Origin of the sequence: Methylobacterium sp. 1030, assembly GCF_040544715.1 — a bacterium.
Taxonomy (GTDB): Bacteria; Pseudomonadota; Alphaproteobacteria; order Rhizobiales; family Beijerinckiaceae; genus Methylobacterium.
The window spans coordinates 227,474-248,108 of sequence record NZ_JBEPKM010000009.1; the positions used below are offsets into that span (position 1 = coordinate 227,474).

The 20,635-nt window shown below is 72.5% G+C and carries 19 protein-coding genes; 9 read left to right on the plus strand and 10 right to left on the minus strand.

What is annotated here, in order from left to right; translation table 11 throughout:
• Positions 1 to 46: 46 nt before the first annotated feature.
• Together ABIC30_RS15235 and ABIC30_RS15240 are read right to left on the minus strand one after the other, a co-directional pair.
• Entirely contained in the window at positions 47 to 1,291 is a 1,245-nt protein-coding gene (locus ABIC30_RS15235) for an NAD(P)/FAD-dependent oxidoreductase (RefSeq protein WP_354455642.1), read from the minus strand.
• Positions 1,288 to 2,235 carry a LysR family transcriptional regulator gene (locus tag ABIC30_RS15240; protein ID WP_026604832.1) on the minus strand — a complete coding sequence of 316 codons (948 nt, stop codon included), beginning with the start codon at positions 2,233 to 2,235 and terminating at the stop codon, positions 1,288 to 1,290. Before ABIC30_RS15240 ends, ABIC30_RS15235 begins: the two co-directional genes overlap by 4 nt.
• 182 nt (positions 2,236 to 2,417) lie before the next feature.
• Here ABIC30_RS15240 and ABIC30_RS15245 point away from each other — a divergent pair, with 182 nt between their 5' ends.
• From ABIC30_RS15245 to ABIC30_RS15260, 4 genes are read left to right on the plus strand one after another with little or no spacing between them, the layout of a single operon-like run.
• On the plus strand, positions 2,418 to 3,473 hold the full coding sequence (locus ABIC30_RS15245) for a class 1 fructose-bisphosphatase (RefSeq protein WP_020092551.1): 1,056 nt from the start codon (positions 2,418 to 2,420) through the stop codon (positions 3,471 to 3,473).
• Positions 3,474 to 3,496: 23 nt separating this feature from the next.
• Positions 3,497 to 4,357, plus strand: coding sequence for a phosphoribulokinase (locus ABIC30_RS15250; protein WP_012320495.1), 861 nt, complete (start codon positions 3,497 to 3,499; stop codon positions 4,355 to 4,357).
• Positions 4,358 to 4,377: 20 nt separating this feature from the next.
• Positions 4,378 to 5,064, plus strand: coding sequence for a ribulose-phosphate 3-epimerase (gene rpe, locus ABIC30_RS15255; protein WP_020092550.1), 687 nt, complete (start codon positions 4,378 to 4,380; stop codon positions 5,062 to 5,064).
• Positions 5,058 to 5,846: an HAD-IA family hydrolase gene (locus tag ABIC30_RS15260; RefSeq protein ID WP_020092549.1), complete on the plus strand. Its 789-nt coding sequence runs from the start codon at positions 5,058 to 5,060 to the stop codon at positions 5,844 to 5,846. Before rpe ends, ABIC30_RS15260 begins: the two co-directional genes overlap by 7 nt.
• Here the strand turns inward: ABIC30_RS15260 and ABIC30_RS15265 are convergent.
• Both ABIC30_RS15265 and ABIC30_RS15270 read right to left on the minus strand, forming a co-directional pair.
• Positions 5,807 to 6,781, minus strand: coding sequence for an MBL fold metallo-hydrolase (locus ABIC30_RS15265; RefSeq protein ID WP_020092548.1), 975 nt, complete (start codon positions 6,779 to 6,781; stop codon positions 5,807 to 5,809). The two genes, ABIC30_RS15260 and ABIC30_RS15265, sit on opposite strands and share 40 nt — an antisense overlap.
• A 34-nt stretch (positions 6,782 to 6,815) precedes the next feature.
• Positions 6,816 to 7,856, minus strand: coding sequence for an SDR family oxidoreductase (locus ABIC30_RS15270; RefSeq protein WP_103984977.1), 1,041 nt, complete (start codon positions 7,854 to 7,856; stop codon positions 6,816 to 6,818).
• A 229-nt stretch (positions 7,857 to 8,085) separates the two neighbouring features.
• Between ABIC30_RS15270 and ABIC30_RS15275 the strand changes: the two genes are divergently transcribed.
• Entirely contained in the window at positions 8,086 to 8,832 is a 747-nt protein-coding gene (locus tag ABIC30_RS15275; protein WP_056526849.1) for a YebC/PmpR family DNA-binding transcriptional regulator, read from the plus strand.
• 147 nt (positions 8,833 to 8,979) lie between these two features.
• Here ABIC30_RS15275 and ABIC30_RS15280 read toward each other — a convergent pair whose 3' ends face one another.
• Positions 8,980 to 9,966 (minus strand): alginate O-acetyltransferase AlgX-related protein, encoded by a 987-nt coding sequence (locus ABIC30_RS15280; protein ID WP_020092545.1) that lies wholly within the window; start codon positions 9,964 to 9,966, stop codon positions 8,980 to 8,982.
• 178 nt (positions 9,967 to 10,144) lie between these two features.
• Here ABIC30_RS15280 and ada point away from each other — a divergent pair, with 178 nt between their 5' ends.
• A complete protein-coding gene (gene ada, locus ABIC30_RS15285; protein ID WP_020092544.1) occupies positions 10,145 to 11,209 on the plus strand; it encodes a bifunctional DNA-binding transcriptional regulator/O6-methylguanine-DNA methyltransferase Ada in 1,065 nt (354 codons plus the stop codon).
• A gap of 195 nt (positions 11,210 to 11,404) precedes the next feature.
• On the opposite strand, the gene ABIC30_RS15290 is transcribed toward ada, so the two are convergent.
• Together ABIC30_RS15290 and ABIC30_RS15295 are read right to left on the minus strand one after the other, a co-directional pair.
• Complete coding sequence (locus tag ABIC30_RS15290) at positions 11,405 to 12,739, minus strand: DUF5666 domain-containing protein (RefSeq protein ID WP_020092543.1); 1,335 nt, start codon at positions 12,737 to 12,739, stop codon at positions 11,405 to 11,407.
• An 11-nt stretch (positions 12,740 to 12,750) separates the two neighbouring features.
• A complete protein-coding gene (locus ABIC30_RS15295; RefSeq protein ID WP_020092542.1) occupies positions 12,751 to 13,596 on the minus strand; it encodes a DUF6502 family protein in 846 nt (281 codons plus the stop codon).
• A 474-nt stretch (positions 13,597 to 14,070) separates the two neighbouring features.
• Between ABIC30_RS15295 and ABIC30_RS15300 the strand changes: the two genes are divergently transcribed.
• The 3 genes from ABIC30_RS15300 to ABIC30_RS15310 all read left to right on the plus strand — a co-directional run bounded on the left by ABIC30_RS15300 (position 14,071) and on the right by ABIC30_RS15310 (position 15,529).
• Positions 14,071 to 14,199 (plus strand): hypothetical protein, encoded by a 129-nt coding sequence (locus tag ABIC30_RS15300; RefSeq protein WP_020092541.1) that lies wholly within the window; start codon positions 14,071 to 14,073, stop codon positions 14,197 to 14,199.
• A 35-nt stretch (positions 14,200 to 14,234) separates the two neighbouring features.
• Positions 14,235 to 14,972: an outer membrane protein gene (locus tag ABIC30_RS15305; RefSeq protein ID WP_020092540.1), complete on the plus strand. Its 738-nt coding sequence runs from the start codon at positions 14,235 to 14,237 to the stop codon at positions 14,970 to 14,972.
• A gap of 185 nt (positions 14,973 to 15,157) precedes the next feature.
• A complete protein-coding gene (locus tag ABIC30_RS15310) occupies positions 15,158 to 15,529 on the plus strand; it encodes a phospholipase A2 family protein (protein ID WP_020092539.1) in 372 nt (123 codons plus the stop codon).
• Between the two features lie 18 nt (positions 15,530 to 15,547).
• Here ABIC30_RS15310 and grpE read toward each other — a convergent pair whose 3' ends face one another.
• From grpE to ABIC30_RS15325, 3 genes are all read right to left on the minus strand, one after another.
• The gene (gene grpE / locus ABIC30_RS15315) at positions 15,548 to 16,162 is read right to left on the minus strand and encodes a nucleotide exchange factor GrpE (protein ID WP_026604829.1); all 615 of its coding nucleotides are present in this window, start codon (positions 16,160 to 16,162) and stop codon (positions 15,548 to 15,550) included.
• A 103-nt stretch (positions 16,163 to 16,265) separates the two neighbouring features.
• Positions 16,266 to 19,058: a [protein-PII] uridylyltransferase gene (locus ABIC30_RS15320; RefSeq protein WP_020092537.1), complete on the minus strand. Its 2,793-nt coding sequence runs from the start codon at positions 19,056 to 19,058 to the stop codon at positions 16,266 to 16,268.
• Positions 19,059 to 19,109: 51 nt separating this feature from the next.
• Positions 19,110 to 20,528: a TAXI family TRAP transporter solute-binding subunit gene (locus ABIC30_RS15325; RefSeq protein ID WP_020092536.1), complete on the minus strand. Its 1,419-nt coding sequence runs from the start codon at positions 20,526 to 20,528 to the stop codon at positions 19,110 to 19,112.
• Between the last annotated feature and the right edge of the window lie 107 nt (positions 20,529 to 20,635).

Consider the following 20,635-nt stretch of genomic DNA (forward strand, 5'->3'; position numbering starts at 1 on the left):
CTGCTCTGGGTCGCTTCGCTACGCTCGCGATGACGCGGAGCAGCTCTCAGACCCGCCCCATCGCCAGCGCCTTGAGGTCGAAGCCTAGATCTTCCGCCTGGTCGGGCGTCAGCGGCGTCCCGGCCGCGAGCAGGCGCCGCGCGATCATGTGGTCACCCGCGCGGTCGACGGATTCCACCGCGCTCAGGCGCCCGTCGCGGAAGCGGAAGACCGAGAAGGCGTCGCCGGTCCCGCGGACGACGCCGGCATCGCCGGGTCCCGACAGGCCCGCGATCTGCAGCTTGTGCGGACCCTGGTCGCTCCAGAACCACGGCAGCGCCCCGTAGGCGGCGGGCTTGCCGGTGAGGCGGGCCGCGAGGCAGCGGCCCTGGTCGATGGCGTTCTGCACGGACTCGATCCGCACCGTCCCGTCCGGCGTCAGCCCGCGGGCGAAGGGGATCGGGAAGCGGGCGCAGTCGCCGATCGCCGAGATGGCCGGGTCGGGCGTCGCCAGGAACGCGTCGACCCGCACGCCGTCCTCGGCCGGGAGGCCGGCCTCCGCGGCGAGCTCCCGGTTCGGCAGGACGCCGATCCCCACGAGGACCAGATCGGCCGCGCGTTCGCTGCCGTCCGCCAGGGCGACGCCGGTGGCGCGGCCGTCCCGCCCGACGATCGCCGTCACGCCCGCCCCGAAGGCGAAGCGCACGCCCATCGCGGCGTGGGCGCGGCGGAAGAATTCGCCCATCTCGGACGAGACCGCCCGGGCCATGGGCCGCTCGGCCGCCTCGACCACCGTCACCGGGAGGCCGCGCGCGGCCGCGACGGCGGCGAATTCGAGCCCGATGAAGCCGGCCCCGATGATGACGACCGCCCGGGCCTCGGCGACTGCCGCCTTCAGGGCGTCGGCATCCGCGAGACCGCGCAGCTGGCGCACGCCCGCGAGTTCGGCGCCCGGGACCGGCAGGGGGCGGTTGCGCGCGCCGGTGGCGAGCACGAGGTGGTCGTAGGGGAGGTCGGTGCCGTCCGAGAGCTGCAGGCGGCGCGCGTCCCGGTCGATCGCGACGGCGCGGAGCCCCGGGCGGTGCGCGATGGCGTGCTCGGCGAAGAAGCCGGGCGGGCGCAGGAACAGGCCCTCTCGGTCGGTCTTGCCGGCGAGGTAGGCCTTCGAGAGGGGCGGCCGCTGGTAGGGCAGGGCGGTCTCGTCGCCCACCAGGGTGATCGGGTCGCGGAACCCGCCCTCCCGCAGGGACGCGGCGAGCTGGAAGCCGGCCTGCCCGGCCCCGGCCACGACGACGCCGGCAGCGGCGCTCACGCCTTGGCTCCCGCCAGCACCAGACCGCTCTGGGCGACGCCCGGCAGGCAGCGCGCGCCCTCCGACATCAGGTAGGACCAGACCGCGGAGGCGGCCGGGCCCAGCACCTTGTCGGCGCGCCGGACCGCGTACCAGTCGCGCCGGATCGGCAGGCCCCTGACGTTGAGGAGGACGAGGCGCCCGCTCTCCAGCTCGGCCGCCACGGAGTGCACCGAGAGCAGCGCGATCCCGAGCCCGGCCATCACCGCCTGCTTGATCGTCTCGTTCGACCCGGTGTCGATGTCCAGCGGCGCCCGCTTGACCAGGACGCCGCTCATGAACTCCTCGAAGACCATGCGGGTGCCCGAGCCCTCTTCGCGGAGGAAGAACGGCTGGTCCGCGAGGTCCTCGCGGTTCAGGTCGGTCCGGCCCGCCAGGGGGTGGCCGGGCGGCGCGATCAGCACGATCGGGTGCGGCCCGAAGGTGGCGGCCTCGATCGGGAAGTCCCGGGGCGGGCGGCCCATCAGGGCGAAGTCGATCTCGTAGCCGCGCAGCGCCTCCACGGTCTGGCCGCGGTTGCGCACCGACAGGCTGATCTCGACGCCGGGATGCTTCTTGACGAAGCCCGCGATCACCTGCGGGGCGAAGTACTTGGCGGTGGAGACGACGCCGAGCGCCACGCGGCCGCCCTCCGCGCCGCGCAGGGTGCGCAGGCGGTCCGTGCAGGTCTCCAGCACCGTGTTGATGCTGTCGATCGCCCAGAGCATCTCGCGGCCGGCATCCGTCGGCTTGAGGCCCCCCGGCGTCCGGTCGAACAGCAGCAGCCCGGCCTCCTCCTCCAGCTGGCGGATGCGCGCGTAGAGGGCGGCGGAGGTGACGTTCAGCTCCTGCGCAGCCCGGGTCATGGTGCCGAGGCGGGCCACGGCAGCGACCGCCTGAAGCTGCTTGAGGGAGAGGTTGCGCATGGCGGACATCTCGTTTTTTTCGTCCTATGGCACAAGATCGCACAGAAATCTTGAAGGCCCCGCCGCGGGTTCCTGTCGATCCGGAGACAGAGACCGCTATCTTGGCAGCCAAGCGGCCGCTACAGAGCCGGCGCGGAACGCGCGATCCCCGCGGACGGGATCCGAGCAGGAGGAGTAGGCCGATGGCAATTTCAGCGGCGATCGGGACGCCCCTCGAGACCTGCCTGGCGCAGGCCGTGGACGCCAATCCGGCGCTGAAGGACGCCGCCGCGGTGATCGCGGCCGTGGCGCGGTCGGCGGTGGAGATCAGCGAGCGGATCGGGCGCGGCGCGCTCAGCGGCGACCTCGCGGCGGCCGGCGATCACAACAGCGACGGCGACGTCCAGAAGGCCCTCGACGTCATCGCTCACGAGAGCGTGACCGCGGCGCTGCGGGGCGCGCCGGTCGCCGAGGTCGCCTCCGAGGAGGCCGAGGAGGTGATGCGTCTGAACCCGGACGCCCCGCTCGCCGTCGCCATCGACCCCCTCGACGGCTCCTCCAACATCGGCGTGAACATGGCCGTCGGCATGATCTTCGGCATCCGGCCGTCGATCAAGGATCCGGCGAACCCGCTGGCCTCGTTCACTACCCCCGGCTCGACGCAGATCGCCGCGGGCTTCGTCACCTACGGCCCGGCCACGGCGCTGATCCTGACGCTCGGCGACGGCACCCAGTCCTACGTGCTCGACCGCGCCGAGGGCCGGTTCAAGCTGACGAGCCCGGCGATGTCGGTGCCGGCCTCCACCAAGGAATTCGCCATCAACGCCTCCAACGCTCGGCACTGGGACGCGCCGGTGAAGGCCTATATCGAGGATTGCCAGCGCGGCACCGAGGGGCCGCGCGACAAGGACTACAACATGCGCTGGCTCGCCTCGCTGGTGGCCGACATCCAGCGCGTGCTGACCCGCGGCGGTGTGTTCCTCTACCCGGGCGACGCCCGGAAGAACTACGCCCGTGGCCGCCTGCGGCTGCTCTACGAGGTCGCGCCCGTGGCCATGCTGGTCGAGCAGGCCGGCGGCGCGGCGACCGACGGCCAGACGCGGATCCTCGACCTCGTGGCCACCGGCATCCACGAGCGGGCGCCGCTGGTCTGCGGCTCGACCGAGGAAGTGGCGTGCGTCGCCACCTACTATGCCGGAGGCAAGCCCGATGCCGGCCGCTCGCCGCTCTTCGGCCAGCGCGGCCTGATGCGGTCATAGCCGCACCGTGAAGTCGTAAAGGCATGTCGGCGCGGCACCCCATCATCTCGGTGACCGGCTCCTCCGGGGCCGGGACCACCTCGGTGCGCAACACCTTCGAGCAGATCTTCCGCCGCGAGGACGTGCGGGCGGTCTTCATCGAGGGTGACGGCTTCCACGCCTTCGACCGCGACACGATGCGGGCGATGATGGCGAACGAGCCGACGCTGTCCCACTTCGCGCCGCGGGCCAACCTCCTGCCGGAGCTGGAGGCGGTGTTCCGCAGCTACGCCGAGTCCGGCACCGGCCGGACCCGTCACTACGCCCACGACCAGCACGACGCGCAGGCCTACGGCATCCCGGAGGGCAGCTTCTCGGACTGGGAGACGTTCCCGCCCGATTCCGACCTCCTGTTCTACGAGGGCCTGCACGGCTGCGTGGCCGACCAGGACGTCGACATCGCCCGCTACGCCGACCTGAAGATCGGCGTCGTGCCGGTGATCAACCTCGAATGGATCCAGAAGCTGCACCGGGACCGCTCGTTCCGCGGCTACTCCACCGAGGCGGTGACCGACGTGATCCTGCGGCGCATGCCCGACTACGTGCAGACTATCTGCCCGCAATTCTCGTTCACCGACATCAACTTCCAGCGGGTGCCGACGGTCGACACGTCGAACCCGTTCATCGCCCGCTGGATCCCCACCGCCGACGAATCGATGGTCGTGATCCGCTTCAAGGACCCGAAGGGGATCGACTTCTCGTATCTCGTCTCCATGATTCACGACAGTTTCATGAGCCGGGCCAACTCCATCGTGATCCCCGGCGGCAAGCTCGACTTGGCGATGCAGCTGATCCTGACGCCGATGATCATGCAGCTCGTCGAGCGCCGCCGCCGGCTGGCCTGAGCCGACCCCGAAAGCCTCCCATGCTCGCACCCGTCATCGCCCCGTCGATCCTATCCGCCGACTTCTCGAAGCTGGCCGAGGAGACCCGCGCCGTGGACGCGGCCGGGGCCGACTGGATCCATCTCGACGTGATGGACGGGCATTTCGTGCCCAACATCACCTTCGGGCCGCCGGTGGTGAAAGCGCTCCGGCCGCACACGCAGAAGTACTTCGACGTGCATCTGATGATCGCGCCGGCCGATCCGTACCTCGCGGCCTTCGCGCAGGCGGGGGCCGACGGCATCACGGTCCACGCTGAGGCCGGGCCGCACATCCACCGCTCGCTCCAGACCATCCGCGACCTCGGCAAGCGCGCCGGCGTGGCGATCAACCCGGGCACGCCGGCCGCCATGGTCGAGCCGGTGCTCGACCTCGTGGATCTCGTGCTGGTGATGACCGTCAATCCCGGCTTCGGCGGCCAGAGCTTCATCAAGGGCGCCATGGAATCGGTGGCGCGGGTGCGCGCCATGGTGGCGGGCCGGGACATCCGCATCCAGGTCGACGGCGGGATCGACCCCGAGACGGTCAAGGTCGCGAGCCGCGCCGGCGCCGACACGTTCGTGGCCGGCAACGCGGTGTTCAGCGGCGGCCCGGACGCCTACGCCGAGCGCATCGCGGCGATCCGCGAGGGCGCGGAGGGCGCCTCCGGTCGCGACCTGTCGTGCTGAAGGCGCTGATCTTCGACGTCGACGGGACCCTCGCCGAGACCGAGGACCTGCACCGGCAGGCGTTCAACCGCGCCTTCGCGGAGCTCGGCCTGCCCTGGCGGTGGGACGAGGCGCTCTACGCCGACCTGCTGGCCGTCATGGGCGGCAAGGAGCGGCTCGCCCACTACATCGACACCGAGCACCCGGCGGAAGCCGCCGCGCTCCACGCCCGCGCGCCGGAGATCCACGCCATCAAGACGCGCGCCTACGGCGACCTCGTCGCGCGGAACGGCCTGCCGCTGCGCCCCGGGATCGCCCGGCTGATCGCCGAGGCCCGGGCCGCGGGAGTCCGGCTCGCGGTGGCCACCACGACGAGCCGCCCGAACGTCGACCGGCTCCTCGCCGCCAATTTCCCGCCGGACGCAGCGCCCTTCGACGTGATCGCGGCCGGCGACGAGGCGAGCCGCAAGAAGCCCGCCCCCGACGTGTTCCTGCTGGCGCTCGCCGGCCTGGAGATCCCGGCCTCCGAGGCGGTGGCCTTCGAGGATTCGGCCGCCGGCATCAGCTCGGCCCGAGCCGCCGGGCTGCCGGTCCTGGCAACCCGGAGCCGCTACACCGAGAGCCACCGGCTCGACGGCGCCTTCTCGGCCGTCTCGGATCTCGGCGAGCCGGACCGGCCGCACCGGCACCTCGCGGGCGTCGAATGGCCGGGCGGGGTCGTGGATCTGGCCTCCCTGATCCGGTGGCACGAATCCCGGGGCGGTCAGAGCACGCCGGTCCAGGCGATGGGCACGAGCCGGTAGCCCCGTCCGTCCCGTTCCACGTGGCCGAGCGACGGGAAGGGGAAGTGGTAGCCGACCACGAGGGCCCTCTCGGACGCGGCCGTGTCGTAGAAGCGGTGGCGCGTCGCCTGCGCCTGATCGGCGTCGTGATCGTACATCACGTGCCAGTCCGGGTGCTGCAGGAAGAGGGCCGGGATGTTGGTCACGTCGGACTGGATCAGCAGACGGTCCGCACCCGAGGCGACCGCGAAGGCCGTGTGGCCCGGCGTGTGGCCGGGGGCGGCGAGGGCGGTGATCCCGGGCACGATCTCCTCGTCCCACGCGAAGGTGCCGATCCGGTCCTTCAGGTCGCCGAGCACCCGGCGGGTGTTGGCGAAGTAGCCCTGCGTCACCGGGTCGGCGGCGCGGGCCATGTTGGCGTCGCTCATCCAGAACGCCCAGTCGGGTGCGGCGGCCCGGATCTCGGCGTTCGCGAAGGCGAGGGACCCGTCCGCCCGCTTGAGGCCGTTCGTGTGGTCGGGATGGAGGTGCGAGAGCAGGACGAGGTCGATGTCCTCGGGCCTGATCCCGGCCGCCGCGAGGTTCGCCGCGAGGCGGCCGACGGGCGCGCCCGGCACCGGGCCGTTGCCGGTATCGATCAGGACGAGCTGCGCGCCCGTGTTGATCAGCGTCGGGTTGAACGGCACCGTCACCTGGCCGGGGGGCATGTAGGCCGCCCGCGCGGCGCCGAGCGCCTCGTCCCGGGGAACGTTGCGCACGAAGCGGTCCGGCATCGGGAAGCTGCGCGCCCCGTCGTTGAGGATCGTGACCTCGCAGCTGCCGACACGCGTCCGGTAGAAGCCCGGCGCCTGCGCTCCGCCGAAGGGTGCGGTGGCGCGGGCGCGGCCGCCGAGACCCAGGACGGCCCCTCCGGCGAGCGCGGCCCGCACCAGATCGCGACGGTTCGTGCCCGGCATCGGATCCTCCTTGAAACCCGCGTTGGCCCGTGTCCTAGCGTCTGCCCGGCCGGCGATCGGCGCGGGCGTCCGCCCGCCCGTGCGCCTCGGTGGCGAACAGCATCGTCCCGGCCACGAGGCCGAGCGCGGCCGCGATCCCGAACTTGAGCCAGCGCGGGTCGGCCGCGGCGACGTCGCTGGTCGCGCGGGAGTCGAAGCGGCCGTGGGCGCCGGGATCGGTGTCCACCGGGTCGTAGAGGTTGTCGGGTCGGTTCTTCTGCGCCTGCACGCCGGTCATCTCCCCGCGATAGCCGTGCCGGGCGAGGTAGCCGTCGATCCAGCCCGGGATCAGCATGTTTCCGATGATCGCCTTCCAGGCCGAGGCCCCGATCCACACTTCCCGGGGCGCGTCGTGCGCCGCCCGGAAGACGTGCCGGGCGATGGCCCCCGGCTGGTAGATCGGCGGCACCGGCTCGAGCTTGCGTGGCAGCCGCGAGCGCGCCCAGTCGAATTGCGGCGTGTTCACGGCCGGAAGCTGTACCATCGTCAGGCGGACTCGGCTGCGGTCGTGGAGCAGCTCGCTGCGCAGGGAATCGACGAAGCCCCGCACGGCGGCCTTGGCGGCGCAGTAGCTTGCCTGGAGCGGGATCGACCGGTAGGCGAGCGCCGAGCCGACATGCACGATCGTGCCCCGGTCGCGCGGGACCATGTGGCGGAGGGCCGCCAGCGTGCCGTGCACCTGCCCCAGATAGGTCACCGCGGTGGCGCGGTGGAACTCGTCCGGGCTCGTCTCTTGAACGGGCGCGTAGACCGTCACCATCGCGTTGTTGACCCAGACGTCGATGCCGCCGAACGCCTCGGCCAGCGCGTCGGCGGCCTGGGCGACGGCCTCCGCGTCGGCGACGTCGGCCGCAAAGGCCAGGGCCCGGCCGCCGGCCCGCTCGACATCGCGGATCGTGCCCCTCAGCCCCGCCGGGCCGCGCGCGATCAGCCCCACGTTCCAGCCGTGCCGGGCGAATTCGTGGGCGACAGCCCGGCCGACGCCGGCGCTCGCGCCCGTGACCATGACCGTGCTGCGTCCGTTCCGGCTCGACATCGGGTTCCCAGCTGCGCGTGAAGTCCAGCGCCAACGCCCGAGACGGCGACTTTTTCCGCGGTCACGGGATTGCGAAGCCCGCGGGGCCGTATCGGCCCGTGTCGCGCCGACCGGCAGCGGCCGCGTTGCTTCGTCCGAAGGCGGCGGCCTATATACGGCGCGACCTCACAGCCGCGACGGCGGGGTTCCGCACGCCCGCCCGCGCCAACGAACAAAAGTCCGAACCGTCATGGCAGGCCATTCGCAGTTCAAGAACATCATGCACCGGAAGGGCCGGGTGGACGCGGTCCGCTCGAAGGTGTTCGGCAAGCTCGCCCGCGAGATCACGGTGGCGGCCAAGCTCGGCACGCCCGACCCGGCGATGAACCCGCGCCTGCGCGCCGCGATCCTGGCGGCCCGCGCCGAGAACATGCCCAAGGACAATATCGAGCGCGCCATCAAGAAGGCCGCCGGCGCCGACGGCGAGAACTACGAGGACATCCGCTACGAGGGCTACGGGCCCGGCGGCGCCGCGCTGATCGTCGAGGCACAGACCGACAACCGCAACCGCACCGCCTCGGACGTGCGCTCGGCCTTCACCAAGTCCGGCGGCAGCCTCGCCGAGACCGGGGCCGTCGCCTTCATGTTCGACCGCGTCGGCGTGATCGCCTACCCGGCCTCCGTGGCCGACGCCGACACGATGCTGGAGGCGGCGATCGAGGCCGGCGCCGACGACGTCAGCTCCGGCGAGGACGGACACGAGGTCATCTGCGCCCAGGATTCCTACGGCGAGGTCACCAAGGCCCTCGAGGCGCGCTTCGGCGAGCCCGCGCGCACGGGCCTGATCTGGAAGGCGCAGAACACCATCAACGTCGACGACGAGACCGGCGAGAAGCTCATCCGCCTCGTCGAGGTGATCGAGGACCAGGACGACGTCCAGAACGTCTACGTGAACTTCGCCCTGTCGGACGCGCTGGTGGCCAAGCTGCAGGCGTGAGGGGCACGGCCGGCGAGCCGGGAACGGACAGTCCCGGTCGCAGCCATGCCGGGCGCCCGCTCGCGCTCCGGATCCCGCTCGGCAATCCCGGACTGGCGAAGTCGGGGGTGGCGACGTGTTCGCCCTCCCGAGTTCCGGGCTCGCCCGTCAGGCGCCCGCGGCCGCGAGTTCGGCCCCGAAGCGGTCCTGCGCGTAGCGCTCCACCGAGAAGGTGTCGTCGGGCAGCTGCACCATGAAGCGCTCGGCCACCTCGGTCAGCACGATGTCGGGCCGGACGCGCTCGATATACGGCCAGTCCAGCGAGGTGCTCCAGACGAAGTGCACCTCGCGGAACGTCTCGGCCAGCATGATCGTCAGCATGTACGGCATGACGTGCGAGAAGGAATCGCCGAACAAGACCAGCCGGCGCGGGTCGGTGGCCTTGGCGTTCCCGTAGATCACGTGCGCACCGACATGCAGCGTGTGCAGCAGGCCGGCCTTCTCCCGGGCCTCGACGATCGGGCTGCCGTAGGTCCGGACCGCGTTCTGCTGCATCAGGACGGTGCGCGAGCGCGCCTGCCGGGGTGGATCGAAGGCGCTCCCCAGATCGCCGTCGTGGTCGGTCTCGAAGGACGGCCGCTCTCGCAGGTCCTGCCGCGGCTCGGCGCCCAGCGCCCGGCAGATCTCCGCGTAGGCGAGATAGCAGCCGTCGGCGGACCAGTGGGTGTCGGTCCGGCAGTAGAGGTCGGCCGCGTCGCGCTGCGCCCGCATCGGCGTCACCAGATCGATGCAGGTCTGCCGCCAGCGCTTCCGCCGGCGCCAGGCCGCGTACAGCCCGACCGGACCCGGGAAGCGGCCCGCCGGGGGCTCGCTGTGGAGGAGGCGGTAGGCCGGCGACGCGCTCGGCCGGATGGTGAGCCCGTCGAGCCGGTGATCGTAGATCATCAGCTTCTCCGGGGCGACGACGTGGCGGTACAGGATCCCCTGGGCGCGCAGGCGCCGCTCCCGCGTCGTCACGAGGCTGCGCCACTGCCAGATCAGCTCGGTCGTCTCCTCCGGCCGCTCGTACTGGCCGAGCACGTCGTTCGTGCCCGTCTTCAGGAACAGCCAGCCGTCCTGGCCGACATGGATGTGATCGGGCGTGCTCGAAGCCATGGCGCACTCGTGAGGCGGGTCGCCCGTTCCGGCGGCCGCCGATGTCGAATTCGGCCGCAAGGCGCGGGATGCCGGTGCGGCGGCGGACCGGCAGAGTGCCGCACGCGTCATCCACCACCCGGCAGGCCCCGTCATGCCCCTCCTCAAGGCCCGCGCCAAGCCGCATAGTACGGCTGCCATGAGCCCCGTTCCCGCGACAGACCCTGGCGATGCCGAGCGCTGGGCCGCCCTCGCCGCCCGCGACCCGCGGGCCGACGGCACCTTCGTGTACGCGGTCCGCACCACGGGCGTGTACTGCCGCCCGAGCTGCGCCGCGCGCGCGGCGCGGCCCGAGAATGTCAGCTTCCACCGGACCTGCGCTGAGGCCGAGGCTGCCGGCTTCCGGCCGTGCCGCCGCTGCCGCCCGGACGAGCCCGCCCTCGCCGAGCGCCGGGCCGAGGCGGTCGCCCGCGCCTGCCGCCTGATCGAGACGGCGGAGACGGTTCCGTCCCTCGCCGCGCTCGCCAGCGCCGCCGGCCTGAGCGCCTACCACTTCCACCGGGTGTTCAAGGACGCCACCGGCGTGACCCCCAGAGCCTACGCGGCCGCCCACCGCGCCGCCGCCGTGGCGCGGCGGCTGCCCGGGGCCGCCTCGGTGACGGAGGCGCTGTACGAGGCCGGCTACGCCGCCGCGAGCCGGTTCTACGCGGCGGGCGCGCCGCGCCTCGGCATGGCGCCCGCCGCCTACCGGACGGGCGGCGCGGGCCTGCGCATCCGGTTCGGCATCGGCGCCTGCAGCCTCGGCGCGATCCTCGTCGCCGCCACCGAGGCGGGCGTCTGCGCGATCCTCCTCGGGGACGCGCCCGAGCCGCTCCTGCACGATCTCCAGGACCGCTTCCCCGCCGCGGAGATCGAGGGCGGCGACCCGGCCTTCGAGGGCTGGATGGCGCGGGTCATCGGGCTCGTGGAGGCGCCGGGCAGCGGCCTCGACCTGCCCCTCGACATCCGCGGGACGGCGTTCCAGCAGCGGGTCTGGACGGCGCTGCGCAAGATCCCGGTGGGATCCACCGCGACCTACGCGGAGATCGCCCGGGCGATCGGCCTGCCGACGGCGACGCGCGCGGTCGCGCAGGCCTGCGGGGCGAACCCGGTCGCGGTGGCCATCCCCTGCCACCGCGTCGTGCGCTCGGACGGTGCCCTGTCGGGCTATCGCTGGGGCGTCGCGCGCAAGCGCGCGCTGCTCGACCGGGAGGCGGAGGCCTGAAGTCCCTCCGTCCCGCGCGCGTCCGCGCTCCGCGCGGTCTGTTCTAGAGCCGCCTCCGATTGCGTTGCGACGGTGCGGGACGAAGGCCGATCCGGTCGAGACAGCCGCCCCACACCCCTCTCCCGCAGGGGAGAGAGGACCCACGCCTCGCTCGGCACGGGCCCGGCTACATTGTCGTCCCGACCGGGCGCGGCTCTAGCGCCGGCCGCCGCCCGGACCGCCAGGCCCGCCGAAACCACCGCCGCCGAAACCACCGCCGCCGAAGCCGCCCCCGCCCGGGCCCGGGCCGGGGCCCCCGGGCGAGCCGCCGAAGCCCCCGGGGCCGCCCGGGAACGCCCCGGGGCCTGCCGGCGGCGTGCCGCCGAAGCCGCCGCGCGGCGCTCCGAATCCGCCGGTACCCTCCGATCCGGGGACGACCGCGCCCCCCGGCCGGGTGTCGATCGCGGGGCCGCGCGGTTCGCCGATGCCGCCCAGGCCGCCCTGGCGGCCTCCGGGCTCGGCGCCGAAGCGGCCGGGCGCCTCGTCGGGGAGGTTGCGGAGGTCGAGCCGGTCGCGCTCCCGCTCGAACCGGGGGGCGTCCGGCCGCTGCGGCTCGGGCGCGATGCGGTCCTCGATCCGCAGCCGCTCCACCGTCAGGTCCCCGTCCCGCGCGATCGCCGCGGTCAGCACCGCCCGCACGCTCCCGGTGCGCGGAACCTGCGCGCCGGGGCGGCCCGCGACGGCGTAGCCCGCGCCGACGTCGAGCCTGCCGCTATCCCGGCCGATATAGGCCTCGATCGAGACCTGTTTCAGACCCGGCGGGAAGGGCAGACCGACCTGCGCGGCGTTGGTCACGGTGAGCACGCCGTTCGCCGCACGGCCCGTCACCAGGGCGCGCCGGCCCGGCGGCAGGGCGTCGGCGCCCGCGAGGCGGAGGCCGCCGATCCCGAGGCCGCCCGCGACCCGCCGCACCGGGCCGGCGACGCGGTCGGGCCCGGTGTCCCGCGGCTCGATCAGGCTCGCCACGATCACGCCGTCGGGCCGGCGCAGCCCGCTCACCGCGACTCGCGCGCCCGGCTGCCACGCGCCGCCGAGACCCGTGGTCGAGACCCGCTGGCCGAGCACTACGAGCCGCCCAGGCGCGACCGATTCCACCGTCCCGACCACTTCGCTCGTGACGTCGATCCGTCCCGTGGCGAGTCCGCCGCCCTCGGGCCGCGCCACCACGTGGACGACCTGACCGATCTTCAGGTGGGCGGCCTTCGCGGCCGTGCCGTCGATATGCACCTCCACCTCGGGCGGATAGGCGATGCGCAGGTCGTTGACGACGATCGAGCCGAAGCGTCGGATCGTGCCGATCACGCCGGTGCCGCCGATGCCGCGGTCGCCCTCGCCGAGGGGCCCGCTCTTCGGCGCGTCGGTCCGCATCATGCCGGTCCCGCCGATGCCCTGATCGCGCGGGGATTCCTGCGACCGGACGGTGCCGGGCAGAACGGTCGCGGCGCCCGCGAGCAGGCGCAGGACGAACCGGCGGTTGAGCGTGGCGCGCACCGGCCGGCCTCTCACCGCTCGTCCGCTCGCCGCGCCGGCGGCGCCGCTTCGGTGTAGACGTACAGGCCGAAGTTCCAGCGATGCGTGCCGCCGGGATCGGTCTGGCAGGCCGCGTGCGCTTCCCGGTTGGCCTGCTGCAGCGCCTCCATGGCGATCTCGCGGGCGCGCGCCTCGAGCCGGGTCGCGAGGTCCTCGGACAGCCCGTCGTAGTGGACCGCCCGCTCGAGGAAGCGCGGCGCGTCTCCGAAGATGTTGGCGACGGCGGCGGCGATATGGTCGTGCAGGTTGCGGCCGAAATAGTAGAGCTGGGGCCCCTCGGCGCCGTCGCCCCTCGGTACGTAGGCGGCCTCGGCCAGCACGATCCGGTCCTGCGGATCCGTGAAGGCCAGCCCGCGATCGAGCCACTCGTCGAGGACGGCGCGCGGCCGCAGGTCCCGCGTCACGCCCGCGACCAGCGACTCGAACGAGGGTGCGCCGCCCTCGGCCGTGCGCGGAAGTTTCAGGGGCTGGCCCTGCGCGTCGGTGAAGGCCGGGTCGGCGATCCAGCGGGCGATGATCCGGCTGGTGCGGGAGACGACCGCCGGGACGGCGCTGACCGGAGCACCGGCGCCTCGCAGGCGCCGGACCTCCTTGCGGTGGATGCCGGTGAGCAGGGAGACGCGGCTGTCGGTCTGCTCCTTTCCGGTGAGGGCGAAGTCGTACTCGGCGACGTTCACGTACAGCTCGCGCAGCAGGTCGGTGAGTGCTGGGAAGGTGATGCCGCGGGCGACGAGCAGGCGCACGAGGGGGCGCAGCAGCCGCGCCAGCGGCGCGTGCAGGCTGGCGCCCTCCCGCGGTGTATCGGCAGTATCAGACATGGCCGCATCGTGACGGCTCACGCTGTGGGACACAATCCCACCGCGTGCGAAGGCGCACGCTGGTCCCTCGATTTCGCGTTGACGTGGGATTTTTGCACACGTAAAACCATTTCGTGGTCAAATTTCCCACGAAATGCGGGGCCGGCCGATGACGATTGATACGCGAACGCTCGTGGCGATGCCCCTGCCGCCGCTCACGCTTCCCACCGCCCAGGCGCGACGGGCAAGCCTGGGTGATCCCCTTCCGCGGCTCCGACGCCTCGTCTGCGTCGTCGCCGCGCTCACACTGCCCGTCCTCGGGGTCGCCGTCGCGGAAACGGTCCACCGCGCCGGTTCACCGAGGGCGCCGCAGGCCGCCGCTCCCGCCACCCCCTCAGGCGGGGCGGCGGCACCCTCGGGCGCCGTCGGGCCCCGACGCGCCGCGAGAACCGTGAGGGTCGCGGCACGCACGGAAGAGAACCGCGAGGTCCGCTCTTGATCGCCCTGTCCGGTATCGACCGCGCACGAACCGCGCCGACCTGCGGTGGAGCGGCCATTCTCGATCTCGCCCTCTGCCTGATCCTGTCCGTGACCGTCGTCGGGCTGCTCCTCCTGGCCCTCTGATCCCGCGGCTCCGCCGCGCGCCGAACGAGATTTCCATGAACGCACGAACCTCCGCAGCCCTCGCGGGCGCCGCATGCGGCTGCCTGGCCCTCGCCGCCCAGGCGGCCGACCTGCCCCGCCGCGCGCCGCCGCCGCCACTGCCGTCGCTCCCGGTCTTCACCTGGACGGGCATCTATGCCGGCGTGAATGCGGGATACGCATTCCCGACCGGGAGCGGCGGCTTCACCGACCCGACCTACGGCACCGTCACGGGCGGCGGGCGGTCAGGCGGCTTCGCCGGCGGCGGCCAGATAGGCTACAATTACCAATTCACGCCGGGCTCCGGCGCCGTCGTCGGCGTCGAGGCCGACATCCAGGGCGCGGCCTTCGCCAAGGCGGACGCCGCCTATCTCGGCACCACGCCGTATTACAGTGTCCGACCGAGCCTCGACTATTTCGGCACGGTCCGCGCCCGGCTCGGCTACGCGTTCGACCGGGTCCTCGTCTACGGGACCGGCGGTTTCGCTTACGGCGGCGGGGCGCGCGCGACCGACGCGGGCGCCTACCCCTACACCCTGCCGTCGACCGACCGGACCGGATACGCGGCCGGCGGCGGCATCGAGTACGCCTTCACCGAGAAGCTCTCCGCCAAGGTGGAGGCGCTCTACCTCCATCTCGGCCGCGGAACGAACGCCGCCACGTACTACAACGCCAGTGTTCCGGCGTTTTATGGTGCCGGCAAACAGGACTCCGGGTTTGCGGTGGTTCGGGCCGGTGTGAATTACCGATTCTGAGCAATATTCGTTGGGCGATAGCTTGACGGAGCGGTCAAGCTGGGTCGCAATGCCCTGCATTCGGCTTCGCGAATCTGTCGGCCGCGCGAGCCTGTCCATGGCCGAGGGATGTCGGTGAGGCCGGATACCGCGCGGGTGCAGCCCCGCGGGACCGCGGATTCTCTCCGACAGGATCGGCCGTGAGCATGCCCAGCTCGACCTCCCTCACGACAATGCTGCTCGCCGTCGCGCTCGCGGCCTGCACCGTCCCGGCGCGGGCGCAGGAGATCGTGCCACCCGGGCCCGACGGGCGCGGCGCCATCCTGATCTACGGGAATTTCTGCGGCCCCGGCAGCCGCGGGCCCGGCTACCCGCCGATCGACGCGCTGGATCTCGCCTGCGCGCACCACGACGCGTGCTCGCCTGAGCCGGCCGCGGGAACGCTGCCGACCTGCGCCTGCAACGGCCGCCTCCGCGTCGAGGCGGGGCTCGTCGCCCGCGATCCGGCGGCGCCGGCCCGGACCCGCCAGACCGCGCAGTTCATCTCGGATTTCGCCGCGGCGCTGCCCTGCCAGTAGGGCGCACCACGGGGCCGCTCAGGCGGCGTCGGCCGGGTTGGCGGCTGCCTTCGGGCCGCCCTTGGCGACGCCCACCAGGGCCGGGCGCAGCACGCGCTCGCCGATGACGTAGCCCGCCTGCACGACCTGCACGACGGTGCCGGCCGGAACCTCCGCGTTCGGCACCTCGAACATCGCCTGATGGCGGTTCGGGTCGAACTTCTGGCCCTGCGGCTCGACGATCTTCACGCCGTGGCGCTCGAGGGTCTTGCCGAGGTCGCGCTCGGTGAGCTCGATCCCGTCGATCAGCCCCTTCAGGGCGCCGTCGGCCGTGGCCTTCGCGTCGGCCGGAACGCTGTCGAGGGCGCGGCGGATGTTGTCGGCGACGTTGAGCACGTCCCGGGCGAAGTTGGTCACCGCGTAGGCGCGCGCGTCGGCGACCTCGCGCTCCGTCCGGCGGCGCAGGTTCTCCATCTCGGCGAGGGTGCGCAGCGTCCGGTCCTTGAGCTCGTCGCGCTCGGCGGTCAGCAAGGCCAGGGCCTCCGCGACCGGATCGACGGTGGCCGACTCGCTGCCCTGACCCGCGGGCGCGGGATCCTGGGCCGCGCCGGCACCGGCTTCGACCGTGGTCTGGCGCTGGTCATCCTGAGGCATGTCGTTGCTCGTCATCACGTTTCAGTCGTGGGCGGGAATCGGTGAGGGATGGTGGAATCGGCGCTGATATCTGGCCACGGGGCCGCGAAATCAACCCGTACGCTCACGCCTCGCGCGGCGGCGGCGCCGCCACCAGCGCCTCCAGACCCTCGGCCTTCAGCGTCGCGACGTCGTGGGCGAACACGTCCATCACGGCGGCCCGGATCGCGGCCTGCCGGTCGGGCTGCGTCACCCGCGTGCCGGTGAGGTCGGTGACGTAGAAGACGTCCACGGCGCGCTCGCCGAACGTCGCCACATGCGCCGACGTGATGTTGAGCGACAGCCGGCTGAAGGCCGTGGTGAGCTCGTAGAGCAGGCCCGGCCGGTCGAGGCCGGTGATCTCCACCACGGTCTCCCGGCTCGACAGGGCGTTGTCGATGATGACGTCCGGCGGCACCGGGAAGGTCTTGGCGCGGGTGCTGGTCGGCGGGTGCTTGTCGGCCACGAGGTCGGCGATCTTGATCTCGCCCTTCAGCGCCCGCTCGATCGCCGCGGTGATGCGCTTGGTCCGACGCAGCTCGTCGTCGTCCCGCTCGAAGGCGCGCGAGATGAAGATCGTGTCGAGGGCGAACCCGTCCGTGGTGGTGAAGATCTGCGCGTCGACGATGTTGCTGCCGGCCGCGGCGCAGGCGCCGGTGACGATGGCGAGCAGGCGGGGATGGTCCGGCGAGTAGACCGTGATCTCGGTCACGCCCCGGACGGGATCGAGGGCGACGTCGGTCGCGCTGGTCCGCCCGTCGCGCACGACGTCGCGCAGGAAGATCGCGTTCTTGAGCTGGCGCGTGCCGTCGACCTTGAGCCAGTAGGCCTGGCTGTGGCGGGCCGCGTAGGCGTCGAACTCCTCCGAGCCCCAGCCGGGCAGCTGTTCCCGCAGGCCCATCTGCACGAGGCGCACCCGGTCGGTGCGGGCGATCTCGGAATGGCCGCCCGAGAGGTAGACCTCGGTCTCGTCGTACAGGGTGCGGACCAAGGTGCCCTTCCAGGCGGTCCAGACGCCGGGGCCGACGGCGGTGATGTCGGCCACCGTCAGGATGGTCAGGAGCTTCAGCCGCTCCAGGCTCTGCACGCTCGCGGCGAAGCGCTCGATCGTCTTGGCATCCGAGAGGTCGCGGCTCTGCGCGGTCATCGACATCAGCAGGTGGTGCTCCACGAGCCAGCGCACCGTCTCGGTCTCGGCCTGGTTCAGGCCGAAGCGCGGGCAGAGCTTCTCGGCGATGGCGGCGCCGGCGATCGAGTGGTCCTCCGGGCGGCCCTTGGCGATGTCGTGCAGCAGGATCGCCACGTAGAGCGCGGTGCGGTTGTGGATCGAGTGCACGAGGCGCGAGACCAGCGGGTAGGTCTCCTGGGCCCGGCCCGATTCGATGTCCGCCAGCACGCCGACCGTGCGCAGCAGGTGCTCGTCCACCGTGAAGTGGTGGTACATGTTGAACTGCATCATCGCGACGATGCGGCCGAAATCCGGGATGAAGCGGCCGAGCACGCCCGCCTCGTTCATCTCGCGCAGCGCCTCCTCCGGCGCGTTCCGCGAGGTCAGGATCTCGACGAACAGTCGGTTCGCCTCGGGGTCCACGCGCAGCGACGGGTTGACGAGGCGCAGGGACCGGTTGGCCAGCCGCTTGGCGTCCGGATGGATCGCGAGGTTGTGCCGGTCGGCGAGCCAGAACAGCCGGATGAGGTTGACCGGGTCGCGCTCGAAGGCGTCCTCCGCGCGCAGGTTCACCCGGCCGTGGTCGATCCAGAAATCCTCCGCCTCCATGGCGGTCGCCCGGAACCGGTCGCGGAACCGGCCGATCCAGCGGTCGAGAACCGGCGTGCGCTTGGCGTGGCGCGCCTCCAGCTCGGCGCAGACGATGGCGGTGAGATCGCCCACATCCTTGGCGATGCGGAAATAGGCCTTCATGAAGCGCTCGACGCCGGAGAGGCCGCCCCGGGCCTCGTAGCCGAAGCGCTCGGCGATCCGCGGCTGCAGACCGAAGGACAGGCGCTCCTCGGCGCGCTTCGTGGCGAAGTGCATGTGGCAGCGCACCCGCCACAGGAACTCCTCGCAGCGCTCGAACAGCGCGTACTCTTCCGGGGTGAACAGGCCGGCGCTGACGAGCTCGATCTGGTCGCGGACCCGGTAGGTGTACTTGGCGATCCAGAACAGCGTGTTGAGGTCGCGCAGGCCGCCCTTGCCGTCCTTGACGTTGGGCTCGACGAGGTAGCGCGAGGTGCCGGCCTTGGAGACGCGCAGGTCGCGCTCGCGCAGCTTCGCCTCGACGAACTCGGCGGCGGATCCGACCACCAGCTCGGCGTCGAAGCGCGTCACGAGCTCCTCGTAGAGCACCCGGGTGCCGAACAGGTACCGCGCCTCCAGCAGGGCCGTCCGGATCGTCATGTCGGCCCGCGCCTCGCGCAGGCACTCCTCGACCGAGCGGGTGGCGTGGCCGACCTTCAGTTTCAGGTCCCACAGGACGTAGAGCATCCCCTCGACGACGCTCTCGGACCACGCGGTCTGCTTGTAGGGCAGCAGGAACAGCAGATCGATGTCCGATCCCGGCGCCATCGTGCCCCGGCCGTAGCCGCCGGTGGCGACCACCGCGAGCTGCTCGCCGGTCGACGGGTTGTCGTTGGGATAGAGCCGCCAGACCACGGCGTCGTGGATCGCCCGGACCACCGCGTCGGTAAGATTCGACAGGGTCTGCGCGCACAGCAGCCCGTTGCGGTCCTCGAGGAGCTGCGCCTCGGCGGCCCGGTGGCCCTCCTCGATCACCCGGCGCAGCTGCGGCACCAGCGCGGCCCGGAGCTTCGTGGGCTCGCGGGCCTCGCGGTCGAGGTTCTCGAGAACCGTATCGAGGGCGGCGACGGGATCGAACATGGTTCCCGTTAGCATGATATCCCTAAGCCGCCAGCCATGCGGCGCCCGCCGCTACTCCGCGGCCGGCAGATCGAGGGCGAGCAGCCGGGCCGTGCGGTTGCGGGTCGCCGCCCGGGGCTCGGTCTCGCTCGTCTGCCGCCGCGCGTCGGCGATGGCCGCGTGGACGCCGTCGACCGCCAGGATCAGCGCGCTGACCGTCCGCGCGTCGATGCTGCGCTCGCGGGCGTAGCAGACCACGTCCGCCACCAGCCCGTCGGTCTCGATCGCGATCGCGTCGAGTTCGGCGGCGCTGGTCGCCGCGCGCACCTCGCGCATGATGTCGAGGAGCCGGTCGAGGACGAAGTCGACCCGCTCCCGGCGCTTGCGGGCGAGGCGCTGGCCGAGCCACGCGAAGCCGGAGCCGATCGTGCCGCCGAAGAAGGCGAACAGGTAGATGTAGTCCTCGTAGCGGTCGAGGAAGGTCTGCTGCTCGCGCTCGAAATAGTCGACGGCGCCGGGGTGGTTCGGCAGGCGCGCCGAGGTCGCCGCCACCGTCGTGTCGAAGTCCGGCGCCTTCATCAGCTTGGCCACCGGCGCGGTCGAGGCGAGCCGCGAGCGCCACTCGAACAGGTGCTGCGTCGCAGAGGCGACCGCGACGCGGCTCACCGTGCCGCGGGCCATCAGGCGATAGGAGGCGCCGACGGTCTTGACCTCCTCGTCGGGCCGCTTCGGGCGGCCGCCGAAGGTGCCGGCCGGGATCGTCACCGACTGCAGCTCGGGGAAGCGCTGCAGGATCGCGTCGCCGTCCGGGATCGAGACGAAGCCGATCTTGCGGTCCGGCGCGCCCAGCTCGACGGCGCGGACGACCGCGGCCGCCGGCTTGGAGGCCGGGCTCGCGATCACCGCCACCGCGTCGACCCGCTTCTCGGTGAGTGCGGCCGTGACGTCACCGACCTTCAGCGGCACCACGACCACGTGGCCGGGCTCCGCCTCGGCGGCGTGGCCGGCCTCCGGCGCGTCCTCGCCCACGATGTCCGGCACGAGGTCGTAGAAGGACAGGAGGTTCGTGAGGAACGACAGGTCAGCGCTGTGACGGACCACGATGCCGAGCCGCTTGCGCGCCAGGGCCGGCACGTCGTCGAGATCGGCCGCCTCCGGCGCCGCGATGACCAGGGCCTCGTCGTGCAGGATCGCCAGGGTCAGCCCGTTCTCGGGCAGGAACACGTCCGGCCGCACCACCGCGAGGTCAGCCTTGTTGCGCTGGAGTGCCAGGGCGCTGTCGCGCACGTCGCCGTAGCGCACCACCTTGAGACGGACGTCCTCCCGGGCCCGGTCGAGGGCGCCGGCATAGGCCTCGATCAGCGCGGCCTCGGGCCCGTCCTGGGGGCCGACCGCCACCGTCAGGGTGTTCGGGCGCGACAGGTAGACGATCGCGGCCGCGGCCGCGGCGAGCCCCAGGGCCACGAGGACCAGGAGCCACTCGCGCCGCATCAGTACGGCCGCCGCGCCGTGCAGCCGCAGGCGCCATCGGCCCTGCGGAGTGCCGGGCGAAGAACGGTGGTTCGGGCCATGGCCGAGCCTGTCGCGTTGCGCGCGTT